The organism is Paenibacillus fonticola DSM 21315, from assembly GCF_000381905.1.
Classification (GTDB): domain Bacteria; phylum Bacillota; class Bacilli; order Paenibacillales; family Paenibacillaceae; genus Fontibacillus; species Fontibacillus fonticola.
In genome coordinates, this window is sequence record NZ_KB907271.1 from 1 (window position 1) to 13,876 (window position 13,876).

At 47.0% G+C, this 13,876-nt stretch carries 11 protein-coding genes; 9 read left to right on the forward strand and 2 right to left on the reverse strand.

Features of this window, described 5'->3' with window-relative positions:
- Positions 1-760: 760 nt before the first annotated feature.
- A complete protein-coding gene (locus G358_RS0122720; protein ID WP_019639553.1) occupies positions 761-1,642 on the reverse strand; it encodes a TetR/AcrR family transcriptional regulator in 882 nt (293 codons plus the stop codon).
- A 186-nt stretch (positions 1,643-1,828) separates the two neighbouring features.
- Between G358_RS0122720 and G358_RS0122725 the strand changes: the two genes are divergently transcribed.
- The 7 genes from G358_RS0122725 (at position 1,829) to G358_RS0122755 (ending at position 11,131) form a co-directional block, all read left to right on the forward strand.
- Positions 1,829-3,313, forward strand: coding sequence for an MDR family MFS transporter (locus G358_RS0122725; protein ID WP_019639554.1), 1,485 nt, complete (start codon positions 1,829-1,831; stop codon positions 3,311-3,313).
- Positions 3,314-3,554: 241 nt separating this feature from the next.
- A complete protein-coding gene (locus tag G358_RS0122730) occupies positions 3,555-5,393 on the forward strand; it encodes a UbiD family decarboxylase (protein ID WP_019639555.1) in 1,839 nt (612 codons plus the stop codon).
- Between the two features lie 224 nt (positions 5,394-5,617).
- Positions 5,618-6,244 carry a DUF1796 family putative cysteine peptidase gene (locus G358_RS0122735; RefSeq protein ID WP_019639556.1) on the forward strand — a complete coding sequence of 209 codons (627 nt, stop codon included), beginning with the start codon at positions 5,618-5,620 and terminating at the stop codon, positions 6,242-6,244.
- 219 nt (positions 6,245-6,463) lie between these two features.
- Entirely contained in the window at positions 6,464-7,219 is a 756-nt protein-coding gene (locus G358_RS0122740) for a CDP-glycerol glycerophosphotransferase family protein (protein WP_157274458.1), read from the forward strand.
- Positions 7,220-7,265: 46 nt separating this feature from the next.
- A complete protein-coding gene (locus tag G358_RS0122745; protein ID WP_019639558.1) occupies positions 7,266-7,982 on the forward strand; it encodes a phosphocholine cytidylyltransferase family protein in 717 nt (238 codons plus the stop codon).
- A gap of 118 nt (positions 7,983-8,100) precedes the next feature.
- On the forward strand, positions 8,101-9,207 hold the full coding sequence (locus tag G358_RS0122750) for a DNA alkylation repair protein (protein ID WP_019639559.1): 1,107 nt from the start codon (positions 8,101-8,103) through the stop codon (positions 9,205-9,207).
- Between the two features lie 346 nt (positions 9,208-9,553).
- The gene (locus G358_RS0122755) at positions 9,554-11,131 is read left to right on the forward strand and encodes a YcdB/YcdC domain-containing protein (protein ID WP_019639560.1); all 1,578 of its coding nucleotides are present in this window, start codon (positions 9,554-9,556) and stop codon (positions 11,129-11,131) included.
- Between the two features lie 64 nt (positions 11,132-11,195).
- On the opposite strand, the gene G358_RS0122760 is transcribed toward G358_RS0122755, so the two are convergent.
- The gene (locus G358_RS0122760; protein ID WP_019639561.1) at positions 11,196-11,768 is read right to left on the reverse strand and encodes a GNAT family N-acetyltransferase; all 573 of its coding nucleotides are present in this window, start codon (positions 11,766-11,768) and stop codon (positions 11,196-11,198) included.
- 254 nt (positions 11,769-12,022) lie between these two features.
- On the opposite strand from G358_RS0122760, the gene G358_RS0122765 reads away from it, so the two are divergent.
- Positions 12,023-12,892 (forward strand): LysR family transcriptional regulator, encoded by an 870-nt coding sequence (locus G358_RS0122765; RefSeq protein ID WP_019639562.1) that lies wholly within the window; start codon positions 12,023-12,025, stop codon positions 12,890-12,892.
- A 147-nt stretch (positions 12,893-13,039) separates the two neighbouring features.
- Positions 13,040-13,873 carry a transporter substrate-binding domain-containing protein gene (locus tag G358_RS0122770; RefSeq protein WP_019639563.1) on the forward strand — a complete coding sequence of 278 codons (834 nt, stop codon included), beginning with the start codon at positions 13,040-13,042 and terminating at the stop codon, positions 13,871-13,873.
- The last annotated feature ends 3 nt before the right edge of the window (positions 13,874-13,876 follow it).

Sequence of the window (13,876 nt, forward strand, 5' to 3'; positions counted from 1 at the left end):
AAGGCACTTGACAAGCTCACGCCGGAGCACGAGGCCCGGGAGCAAACGAAGGTTCGGGAGAGAATATGCGTGATTCGTTTGCACTAGGTTTGCCAAGAACTGAACGTGCGTTTCTAGCTTGCAAAAGCTCTCCTTGACGAAGGCATAACATGTGGTACCCAACCCACGGATAGCAGCGTGCCGACCGTCGCCCGCATTTTTGCTCTCGCGCCACGTGCTCAGGCAGAAAAAATAGAGGGTTTGACAAAAACGTTCATAGCAACGAATCTCAGACACTCTATTTGCGGTTTTTCCTCTGTTTGAAGCAGTAAAGACTGAAATAACGTTGCCCAGCTTCGTTACATTTTGAGAAGGGTTATTTTTACACAGATAGCGATCATCAGCTTCGTTATAAAATTTCGTTCACGTTCTGAGTCACATTTTCGATCTAAGCCCTGGGAAAGGAACAGTCTTGGATAAGAGCTATAGCTTAGCTTACACAAAGTGGATGTGCAAATACCACATTGAAGATCCGTTATGCAGCAACAAGAGCAAAAAGAAATAAACCAGTTTAACAGGTAAGTGAAAGCGACAAATAACACTGAGCCTGATCAGATTTGTGGTCAGGCTAGCATTTTTAGGCGCAGTTTGGCAACAGGGGGTTATACCCCAACAGCAAACCACCCGCCCAACGGGTGGTCATGATTCCGTTCGATATAGAGATACAGAGATATGGGGATATGGAGATTTCGATATGGAGAAATGGAGATAGGGAGAAAATTTAGCTCCCGAAAACGAGCTTTTCGATTTGCTTCAGCACCTGGCGAAGACTGTGCTCCTTTTCCATGAATCCGATCAGTGAGCGGATCAATACCGGCTTGTGCTGCTCCGCCTGCAGGGCTTCCTGGAGCAGTTCGGCGGCTTCCTGCAGCTCGGCTTTTTTGAAATTTGTAATCTGCAGCTCCGGAATGGTGGTCATAAGATCATTGAGAAGGTCAGGCAGTCTGCGGCGGGTACAGAGAGACTCTCCCTGGAGTGCTGATTGCATGTACGTATCCATATCTTCTTTTTTGAGCAGCGGAGGTCTGCTGGCCGCCTGTGTATTCGTAGCCATATCTTCCATGCAATGAACGATAAATTCTGCCACGTCGCGAAGCAGCAGCAATCTATTTTCGAATACCATCAAGAAGATGATTTCGCGAATGATCCCGTTGTAAATGAAGACAAGATCCCAGACGTTGGGTCGGACTCCTTCACCAAAAACCCGAATGAGGCTCTCGATGTTGCTTTTGAGCAGGATCGCTCTCATTTGATATAAAAATGGAGCGACCTTGCCATCAGGCGTCGAGAATTTCTTCATTTCCTGCATCATGTAATTGTTATTCAAGAAAAATTCGCATTGGCACTCCGTTTCGCGGATAAAAATTTCCTTCGAGGACAGCGATTTGTCGCTTTGGATTTGCTCCTTCCGCTCAATCATGCTTTCTTGCTGCGATATTAAAATTTCAATCAGGATGTCTTCCTTCGAGCTGAAAAAATTATACAAGGAGCCTTTGGCTACGCCGCAGTCGTCGGCAATGTTCTGGATCGAGGTAGCAAGATAGCCTTTCTCTAAAAAGAAACGCATGGCCGAATCCAAAATTTTCTGCTTGGTTACACTCAAAACCCTCACTCTTTTCTCTAAAAAATGTTTGACATTGCTTCAAATTTAAGTAGAATTATTGTATTCAATGACCAGCTGGTTTTTTTAAAAACCATGTAGTCATGAGGAGTTATTTTGTTTTCCGTATATATCCTAACATATATTTAGGGAAACCATTACAGAGAGAAATGGAGAGAAAACAAACCCATGTCCAAAGACGCCGTCAATGAACCGGCAGAGTTCTCAATTAAGTCGTTAATAGCGCCTCTGCTGGCTGTTATTCTAGGAATGATCATGGTTATTCTCGATAGTACAGTCATAAATGTAGCGATACCGAATTTGCAGGAATTTTTCGACACCTCGCTAAAGGCCATCCAATGGACGATTACAGGGTATACTCTGGCGTTGTCCGCCGTTATTCCGCTAGCGGGCTGGATGACGGATAAGTTTGGGGCGAAGAAGGTATTCCTCATTACGATTACGTTGTTTACGCTAGGCTCAGTGCTGTGCTCCTTGGCTCAGACGTCCGAGCAGCTCGTCGTTTTTCGGGTTATTCAAGGACTAGGCGGGGGGATGGTTGCCCCGATCGGCATGGCGATGGTGTTCAAGCTGGCTCCACCCGACAAGAGAGGGGCTGTTATGGGAATGCTGGGTATTCCGATGCTGCTTGCGCCAGCTTCGGGACCGATTTTATCGGGCTGGTTAATAAAGATCGCTTCTTGGCATTGGATTTTCCTGATTAACCTGCCGATTGGCATCGCCGCGATTATTGTCGGCATAAAATTCCTGCCCAAGTTTGAGAGCAAGAAGGTTCCAGGACTGGACATCCTTGGAATGATCCTGGCACCGATTGCGTTTGCCACGCTGGCTTTTGGTGTAAATGAAGGGGGAACGGACTGGTCTTCCCCGGTGACGTTAACGGCACTTCTTGTCGGAGGCATTGCGCTCATTATTTTCATCATCGTAGAATTGAATAAGAAGGAACCGCTGCTCGAGCTGCGTGTCTTCGGGTCTTCTGATTTTACCAGGGGTGTGCTTTTGTCCTGGATTGTGCAGGTCGCGCTGTTCGGAGCGATTTTGATGGTCCCGCTCTATTTGCAGAACGTAAGGGGATTTACGCCGCTGCAGAGCGGGTTCACGACGCTGGCCCAGGCGCTGGCTTCGATGATCATGATGCCGATTGGCGGAAGATTGTTTGATAAATGGGGTGCGCGTCCGCTCGCCATGACTGGCCTTACTTTGATTACCACGGCGCTGTTCCTGCTCTCGCAAATCAAGGTGGATACCTCGTTGATCATGGTTGTAGTGCCACTTATCCTCATGGGGGCAGGCATGGGCATGACGATGATGCCGCTGAATACGCATATTCTTAATTCGGCGCCGCGCAGACTCGTGAATCGGGTAACACCGTTAACCTCGGCGACGCAGCAGGTCGTTACTTCCTTTGCTATCGCCGGCTTGACGGGCTATTTAACATCTAAAATAACGACGCATATGACTGCTCCAGATACAGCCGGAGATGTCATGGCGAGCTCGACATTAGCCTTTGGCGATACTTTCTTTGTGACGGCATGCATTGCGGTCTCCGGGCTGCTTCTCAGCATTCTGCTGCGCAAGCCGCGGAACAAACCGGAAGATGCAGTAACCGAGAATGAGACGATGCCGGATGCCAAAGCGATGATTTCACATTAAGCAACACTATGCAACACTAGGCAATAATCGAACTATCGGCCCTCAAACTTTCTATCTCATAGAAGGTTTGAGGGCTTTTCTTTTTTTCGGCCCGTGTTATTTTGACATTGTTCACAAGTGAATCGGCTATTAAACTACTCCAGCCCGCTTCTGATATGTTATCATGAGGGAAGTATGAATGTTGACGCTAAAACAGCACTTGTAAGAACGAATATCTCTGGAGAATGGATGGAGTATACATATGAAGTATCGCAATTTGGAAGAATGCGTCGTTGATTTGGAAAGGCACGGACATTTGGTCCGTATTCGCGAGGAAGTAGACCCTTATTTGGAAATGGCCGCGATTCATTTGCGCGTCTATGAAGCAGGTGGGCCGGCACTATTATTTGAGAACGTCAAGGGCACGAAGTACCGGGCTGTCTCTAATCTTTTCGGAACGATCGAGCGGAGCAAATTCATTTTCCGCAACACGTGGCAGGCCGCAGAGAACGTCATCGCTTTGCGCAATGATCCAATAAAAGCTTTGAAAAAGCCGTTTCAAAGCATGAGCTCAGGCTTGGCCGCGCTTACGGCGCTGCCGTCCAAGAAGCCAGGCGGCCTGCCGTCCGGCATGCAGGAGATACAAATTTCGGATCTGCCGCAAATTCATCACTGGCCGATGGACGGGGGCGCGTTCATTACGCTGCCGCAGGTATATACAGAAGATCCGGACAAGCCGGGCATCATGAATTCCAATCTGGGCATGTACCGCGTGCAGCTTAGCGGCAACGACTATGAGATCAACAAGGAAGTCGGCATGCATTATCAAATCCACCGCGGCATCGGCATTCACCAAGACAAAGCGAATAAGCACGGGATACCGCTGAAGGTAAGCTGTTTTGTCGGCGGGCATCCGGCGCATTCTCTAGCCGCCGTCATGCCGCTGCCGGAGGGGATGAGCGAGCTGACGATTGCGGGAATGCTCTCCGGGCGGCGTTTTCGCTACGGTTATGTCGACGGCTATTGTATCAGCCATGACGCGGATTTCGTCATTACGGGCGAAATCCATCCCGGAGAGACGAAGCCGGAGGGACCTTTTGGCGATCATCTGGGCTACTACAGCCTAATTCACCCGTTCCCCGTCATGAAGGTACACAAAGTATACGCCAAGCCAAAAGCCATCTGGCCGTTTACAGTTGTCGGACGGCCTCCGCAGGAGGATACGGCGTTTGGCGAACTGATCCATGAGCTGACCGGCGATGCCGTTAAGCTGGAGGTTCCGGGCGTGAAGGAGGTACAGGCAGTTGACGCAGCGGGCGTGCATCCGCTCCTGTTCGCGATCGGCAGCGAGCGATATACGCCGTATCAGCAAGTGAAGCAGCCGGCCGAGCTGTTGACGATTGCCAATCATATTCTAGGAACGAACCAATTAAGCTTAGCGAAATATTTGTTTATTACCGCGGAAGAGAAGCAGCCGCTCAGCACATATCGCGAAATCGAATTCTTGAGCTATATCCTGGAGCGCATTGACCTTCACCGGGATATCCATTTTCATACGAATACGACGATCGATACATTGGATTATTCTGGCACGGGACTGAATACCGGGAGCAAGGTTGTTTTTGCAGCATACGGAGACAAGAAAAGGGAGCTGTGCACGGAAGTGCCGGACGGGCTGAAGGAAATTCGCGGCTACGAAAACGTCCGTTTCGTCATGCCGGGTATCGTCGCTATGCAGGGACCTGCATTCCGAGATTATACCAGCGTGAATCAGGAAATGAAGGAGCTTGCCAAGGCGATCGCGGCAAAAGGAGAATTCCCTTCCTGCCCAATGATTATTCTATGCGACGACAGCGAGTTTCTGAGCGCATCCCTGAGCAATTTCATGTGGGTGACCTTCACGCGCAGCAATCCGTCTCATGATATATATGGAGTAAACAGCTACTACGACAACAAGCATTGGGCTTGTGACAACGTCATTATCGATGCCCGCAGCAAGCCACATCAAGCGCCGCCGCTTATTCCCGACCCGTCGGTGGAGAAAAATATTGATCGCTTGTTTGTTAAAGGAGCGAGCCTTGGCGAAATAAAGATAGGATAGATTTCAGGTTGTTAATGAGCTCCCGTCTCTTTAGAGACGAGAGCTGTTTTTTGTTATGAAAGATAGGATTATATAAGATGAACTAAGAAACAACATTGTTTCAACTAATAAAGTCATGAATCTATTCTTCAAAAATATTTGTTTGCCACCCTACTAATATCTAGTTCATAGTGTGAGGCGTGCATATGATACTAGTAAGCATCATTCATAGGGAGGAATAGAAAATGAGACTTTCCGAATTACAGCGTCCATATGATATGATTATGAGCCTTGGCTATAATTGCATGACAGCGTACCAGTTGAAGAGATTATCGCTCAGAAATTTTTCGGGCCCAATCGATTGGGTAATTATCCATGAAGCAAAAGATCTTATTCGTTTATTGGACCATCGTTTTCAGGGATATATGGAGCAACAGAATTTAAAGATACTAGGCACCCATAATGGATTTTTTTCGGTTCAGGACACGGAATACAAAGCGCATTCCTTTCATGATTTTCCGTGCTCTGGCGATAATCCGGCGATTACGAATTATTATGAATTTAAAGAGAAATTGGACAGACGCACCAGCCGCTTTATGAGCTTAGCTGCCCAAGCAGATTCGGCTTTGTTTGTTCGCGAGCGCTGCAGTTATGAGGATGCGGTACGTTTGAGAGACAGCCTATCTTCCTTGGTCAAAGGCAAGACACATCTATTAATTATCAACTATACGAGGGAAGGAAGACTTGTTGAGCATAATTGGATAGATGACGGCATTTGCAGCGTAGATGTGAATCTCGATGTCGATGATGAAATTTTTCGTGATTCGTATTGGAATGATGCCTTTCGCGGTATGTCATTAATTTGTAAATGATAGGGGATTTGCCCAAGCAAAAGGGATATTCGCCAAATACGATGAATTAACACGAAGGATGTGCTGCCGTGGAGCAAAGGATCAGGGAGATGATACAATTTGCCCAGACCAATAAACTTTATAACCGTTGAAAGCGAAAGCTATACCCGTATCATCACAAGTATCGTAGAGCCGATTCGAAAATACCTGCCGGACAGTTTGATTTCGGATCGCCGGGGGTTGAAGGACGCGGTAAACGTTCATTTTTTTAACGAAGAGGAATATAGGAATGAGGTTGCCCACACTGGCATTAATGTCAGTATGTTTCATGGGATTGCAGATAAACAGATCCGTACAGGGGAACAAGTCGATTTTCATGATTATGTGTTTGTTCCGGGTCCGCTATGGGTAAACAAACTGGTGCGTGACGGAGTGGCTAGGAGCAAATTGTTTATAGTAGGTTATCCTAAGCTAGATATTTTGTTTACTACCCAGCCACCAGCCGAATCAACCAAGAAAGCCGTGTTGTATGCACCAACCCATTCTAAATCCTGTTCCTCCTATCCTGCATTCAAGGAATTTCTTAACCGCTTTCCTCCACATATTCATTTTGGTGTTTCTTTGCATCCCTATGATCAGGTTAATCCTAAAACAACCATGGAAGAGCTTCTGTCAGCTGATGTAGTTATTTCGGACACCAGCAGCATTGTTTATGAAGCCTGGGCCTTGGGAAAACCCGTCATCTTTCCTGATTGGCTTGTCAAGGAGAAAGTCATGAGGGATTGGCCAAACTCCATTTCCGCCAAAATTTATAGCGAGAAAATCGGCTACCATGCGTATAACTTTGATCATATGGTTGAACTGATAGACCTTGCTTTGATAAAAGGATTAGACGGAAGAACCAAGCAATTCATGAGGCAGATTCTCCCTCAGCAGCTAAGAGGAAAATCCGGAGAAGTCACAGCAAAGATTCTTCAGAAAATAGCTATGCTATAAATCGATGCTGTAGGGGATGGTCCTAAACATTAAGAGGAGGATACCCATGAAGGTGATCATACTTGCTGCGGGAATGGGCTCAAGGTTAAAACCGTTAACGAATCATATGCCGAAGACAATGATTACGGTAGGCAATCAAACGATGATCGAAAATATCATTCAGGGGCTAGTGGACCTTCAGCTCTCGGTAATGGCGATTATAACGGGTTACCAGCACGAAGTACTTGAGCGTTTTTTGAGGCGAAGATTTCCTAAAGTGCGGCTGCAGTTTATATATAATGATCAGTATTCAGTAAAAGACAACATTTATTCTTTTTCATTAGCGGAGGAATACGTCGGCAATGAAGAGATGTTGTGTATATGCTCGGATATATATTGTGAGCCAAAACTGCTGCTAAGAGCGGTTCAAGCGCCGTTCGATATTCTCATGGTGGATGATAAGAAAGAAATTCCTAGTGGAGCAATGAAGGTTAGCGTGGATCGTAACGGATTTATCACTAAAATCAGCAAGAAGCTCATGGTAGAAGAAAGCATGGGGGAAATCGTCGGTATTTCCAAAATATCGGCTTCCAATACGGCTTTCATTTTCGAGCGGGTCGCGACCTTTTTAGACAGAGGGATTGTAAACGTCTGGTGGCCTTATGCTATAAATGACGTCCTGGATCAAATCAAACTGCGTCCATGGTCTACAGATGGCATAGGCTGGGTAAATGTGAATACCTTCGATGATTTGAATGAGGCCATGAATATTGCTATCTATTAGGAAGAGAGCAGATGCTATATCGGTCTCTTTTTTTTGCCATCTTTTTAGTAGCAATCTGTACAGTTGTTGCTTTAATATGGTTGGAGGAACATGCATTTAGACAGGGGGGAAGTAAAGGATGGCTGAGCCGTTAAAATTAGTGTATAACGAGGAGTTTCTAAGCGGTTTCGCCGAAAAGGTGAAGCGAGTCTATAGCCCGTTTGAGGGATCTTCATTTATCGCGGATGTACTGTCTGAGCCATGGGATGAGCTAGAACTAAAAGCCAGAATACGAAAAATCAGCTCTACACTAGGACGGCATCTTCCTGGCAATTATGGAGAGGCGCTTAACGTACTGTATAAAATTGATGAGGAGTGCGTAGGGTTTCCGTATTTGTTCTTTCCCGACTTTATAGAGGTATATGGTCAGGCGGGGGAGCATTGGGAGCTCTCTATGCAAGCATTGGAACGGTTTACTTCGAAGTCGTCCGCTGAATTTGCAGTTCGCGTATTTTTGCTGCGCGAGCCCGAACGAATGTTGCGGCAAATGATGGCGTGGGCCAAACATCCCGACGAGCACGTACGCCGTCTTGCCAGCGAAGGCTGCCGGCCTCGTTTGCCGTGGGGACAAGCCTTGCCGATGTTTAAGCGTGACCCTGGCCCGATGCTTCCTTTGCTGGAGAAGTTGAAGGCCGATCCTTCATTATATGTGCGTAAAAGTGTTGCCAACAATTTGAATGATATAGCCAAGGATCATCCTTCGGTCGTTATCCAGCTGGCTCGGGAGTGGCTGGGAGACAATCCGGATACCGATTGGATCGTACGTCATGCTTGCCGCACCTTGATTCGTAAAGCGGATCCAGAAGTGATGAAGTTATTTGGTTATACGGAATCGGTGGATATAGCAGAGCTAATCACTACTGCTGCTTTGTCCATAAACGAAAATATATTGTGTATCGGCGAGGGGAGTGAGCTAAGTTACGACATTCAATTTCGTGAAGGTGAGCCAGTGCGAGCACGTGTCGAATACGGAATCGACTTTGTCAAGGCGAAGGGACAGACTTCACGCAAACTGTTCCGTTTGGTCGACAGAACCTTTCCTGGGGGAAGCCATCTAACAGGCACTAGAAAACATAGTTGGAAGGATTTAACGACCCGCCGGCATTATCCTGGGGAGCATCGAATTATACTGCTGGTAAATGGACACGAGGTTGCTTCTACGAACGTCAAGCTGGTATCAGAATAGCAGAAGGATACAATAGCCGAACGAAATTGAGCGAACCCTGTTGCTTTAGTTTTTCTGAAGTGGCGGGGTTTTTATTTTGTTCATTTTTCATGGAAAGGAGTGAGAGCAAGCCCCTAGGTCTTATTTTAGAAAAATGGGGTGTAAAAAATGATGGGGAGCTTAAAAATGTGAAAGTACACGGCATAATAAAAAGCTAAATAGTTGCAAATTTAATAGTTTGCAAGTAACATTTCTATAAAACACCAAATTACGATAAATATGCCATGCATGATAATATGTTTCGGTGTTACGGCTAAGCAGTATATTCTCAACTATGCAATAGAAATAGAAAGGAGTGCGTTGGCGAATGGATAAACATAAGCTGCGAAAAATCGCCACCAATATAATTTCCGTTCCTGAGCATTACCGGCTTGTGATGGAGGACAGCATTCCCCAAGGGAATGAGCAGGACCGCTGTTTTATTTGGGAAGATCCCGGGCAAAGTGACGATAAAATTGAAATCTCACTGGATCTGGGTAACGGAGAGCTTACAGCAATTGGTATCGATTACGCAGCAGCAGAAACGGAAGAGACGGCAAGTTCGGGTTTAATGGTAGAATGGGAGGAGACGGCAAGGCGGGGTTTGATCGCTGAAGCGGAAGCGGCTGCAGATGCTTTTGTAGCCAAGCATGCGCCGGATCCTGCTGAATATACGTGGAAATCTGTAATCGGGAAGTGTGGAAAGTTCGAGATTACATACTGCAGGGAAGCAAGCGGGCTGCCGCTCCCCGGTACGGGCTGCAAGCTGATTGTGGACGGGGCGGGGAACGTTATCGGGTATCGATTGAAAGAGCGCAGCTCCCGTAAGGTCAGCGAGCCGAAATGGCCTGCGGCGATTAAAGATAAAGAAGCTGTGCGGCAGCAAATCATAGAACAATGTCAATTGAGGCTATCGATTGTTTGTTTACATTCATCCCTGTATGAATTTGCTAGCTCTGATGTTGAACAGGACTACAGACTTGTGTACGAGCCAATCACGAGTCAGCGCTGGATAGATGCGGTTACGGGCCATGATTTGTATGAACCCGAGCATTACGTTATGCCTCCAAGCCATCCTATTGTTCCTTCGGAATCCGATTTTAATGAAATTGGGGTTGAAGATGACGTTGCGTTAAATTCCGTGAAGCCATCATGGGAACAGTTGGCGGGCGTACAGTTAGAGCATTACGAGCTCGTTAAGGAGTCGGATGATGGCGAGCGTGTGAAGTATTTGTATCAGCTGCAAAAGCAGGAGGAAGAACAGCTAGAAAGCGATGAGTTATCCGTTGATGCTTATATGAGGCGAAAATGGGGCGATTCGCTGCAAGCCTTCAAGCCATCTTCAATCATCGTTCAAGTAGAAAAAGCGACGGATCGTCTGGCAGGATTTCATCGGATGGACAGTACGAAAGAAGGCCAGCCTGCTCTTAGCAGGGAGCAATGCTGGAAGCGGGCGGAGCGGTTTTTAAACCGTGTATTTCCGGATTATAGAGCATATTTTCAACTCGAAGTCGACCAGAAGCAAGGAGAAAAGGAACTGCGGGAGCGTGAATTTTTCTATTTGCCTGTTTATATTGCCGGAATTCCGGTGAGCCATGAGCGGGCGATGATTAGTGTTAGTACGGTGTCAGGCGAAATATGTTCTTACATGGGCGTTTCCTATGAAATGATTCAGCAGTTAGCCAGTCGTCAATTTCAGCCGCTGATTTCGCCGGATGCCGCTTTAGCCCGCTATATTGAACAGTTGAAGTTGAAGCTTAAATGGCACCTGGATGATTCTGATCCAGAGGCACCAAGATTTCGCCTGTTGTATGAGCCTGCGGCCCACATTACGGACGAGCAGGGAGAGGAAAAGCCATTGCGTTTTATCGATGCGGTAACAGGCGAATGGATCTGGGGGAAGTAGCGATTAGTAGAGGGTAGGGGATTTGAGCAGATTGAGCAGATTGATGATCAGTTAATTTGGGGGATCACGGCTGGGCTAAGTCGGCAGACGCAGGAAATCCCGGGCTTTGCGTCAGCAGTGATCCAGGCAGTCCAATCCGGTACCCTTTGACAAGCGTAACTCCATTGGACGTGTCTGTTTCATAAGCACGCACAAAGCCGAGCCTTTCATACAGCTTCACAGCGGAGGACATCATGTCGGAGGTGTGAAGGTGGAGTGCTTCCGCTCCTAACAGGAACGATCTGCGGGCCGCTTCTTGAATAAGAAGCGTGGCTACCCCGCGCCCGCGGGTGGATGGCGATACGGCAAGCAGCCGCATAATCGGGGAGTGGATCCCCAATTCCGGCTTGCCGTAAGCTGCCGCCGAAGAAAGAAATAGTTGAACACTGCCGACGATTTCACCCTTGTATTCAGCCACGATGCGGGCATAAGGAGCGTTGCCGTATACCGAATTTCGTATCGAATCCCGGTACTCCTCCCACCGGGCCTGCGGCAGTTCAGGGGCATACTGCTCATATGCTTCGAGCATGACCTTCGCAACTTCCTCTCGTTCCCATTCCTGTGCATCTCGTATGATCACTTCTTCTGTGGAATTCATTTCAACCCCTCCTTGGTTTACACTCGATCGTAGTGAATGTATGAATGCCTAACGTAAAGTGAAATCAGTATACCAGCCAATTCAAACTAAACATATATGAATTTAATTATTTAAATATGAAAATTAAAATAATTTATAACGATTGACAATACAATTCAGGCTGCATAGTATTAAAATAATTTATGTCTAATTGCTGACATAAAACCATCTATATTTATTGGAATAGTAAGTTTATTGCTCGTGGGGGTGTTACTTTGAACATCGATAACATTGAGGCTTTTGTCTACATTAACCACTACGGAAGCTTTAACAAAGCAGCCGACGTTCTTTTTCTATCACAGCCAACTGTGTCAGCCCGCATCCAGTCGCTTGAGCGCGAGCTCGATTGCCGGTTGTTTGACCGTCTGGGCAAACAGGTTGTTTTGACGGACAAGGGCAGGCAGTTTCTTCCCTATGCTCAGCAAATTCTCCAAACCTATCAAAAAGGGAAGCACCTGCTTCAAACGAAACGAGCGATTTCCCACGAACTGCGAATTGGCAGCACCGTCATAGTATCCAATTATTTGATCCCCCGGCTTCTTATGTTGCTCACTCATCGCTTTCCGGATGTCAAGTTCAAGCTGGTTACAGCCCCGACCAATGAACTGGCCAACATGCTGGCGGCCAAAGAGATTGATCTTGCTTTCGTCCGCAAGCTGATGAACCCTGCCTTTCAATCTTATCCTTTCTTTGAAGACCCCATCCGTCTGTATGTGTATGAAGATCACCCGCTGGCTCTTACCGGCAGAGCATCGATTCGCGATATCCGGCGCGAGAGACTTGTATTTTTCGAGTGCGGTTCACTGGATTGGCTGCGGATACACCGGGTGTTTGAGAGTCTGGAACAGCCGCCAAACATTGTGTTCCAGGTTGATAATGCCGAAATTGCCAAGAAGCTAGTGCTGGGGAAGGCAGGAATTTGTTTTCTTCCGGAGTTATGCGCTAAGCAGGAGGCGGAAGAAGGCCGTTTGATTCCAGTGGATATTATCGAAACAGCCGGCGTTTCCCTGCAAACAAATTTGATCTCCCTTGCGGGGGAACATCATGAGTTGTTACAGTCTCTGCTGGAATTGGGCAGACAATGATCCGATTGATGAATTGCATAAATGTATAGAAAAACTCTATTAGACGCGTTTGAATAAACGCGGTAAAGTAATTGACAATATAATCCTCACTAAACACATGGGAATTATACAATTGGCAAAAAAGCGGAGAGCGAAGGGGTGGAGGTCATGAAAAAAATAAGGCTATTGGCAATTTTAATTGTTTTGGCAGTGGGGATTTCCGGATGCCAAGCAGGCACGAAGTCCGAGGTGGCAGTAACCGGCAATTCGGCCGGATCCGCCGAAGCAAAGATCAACAAAGTGGTGGTGGGTACAGGCACGGGTTTCCCGAAAGTATGCTTTGTAGATGAAAACGGAAAGTTGACGGGTTTTGATGTCGAGCTCGTTCGGGAAATTGACAACCGTTTGCCAGAGTATGAGTTTGACATCCAGACCCAGGAGTTTTCCAATCTCCTGCTTAGCCTGGAGACGAAGAAGATCGACTTCATCGCTCACCAGATGGAGAAAAATCCGGAAAGAACGGAGAAATACCTGTTTAACAAAGAGCCATATGCTCACTGGAGAAATAAAATCATCGTTGCCAAAGACAACGATAAGATTCATTCCCTGGATGACTTAAAGGGGAAAAAGGTGCTGACTGGTGCAACCAGTGCGGAGGCGCAAATATTGGAAAACTACAACAAGGAAAATAACAATGCAATTGAAATTGTTTATCAAAGCGGTACGGCGAACGATACAGTACATCAGATTACGACCGGCCGGGTAGACGCAACGCTTGGCGCAGATTTTTCTTTACCGCTCATTGACCCGCAGGGCAAGCTGAAAACAACCGGCGAGGACTTGTCGGAGGCCGATATTCTGTTCGTCTTCCGCAAGAACGACCCGGAGGAGCAGAAGCTTGCCGATGCGATAGATGCCGTCATTAAGGAACTGAAAGCGGACGGTACGCTCGGTAAGCTGAGCAAGGAATGGCTTGGCTCGGATTTTACGTCGGACCGTTGAGGT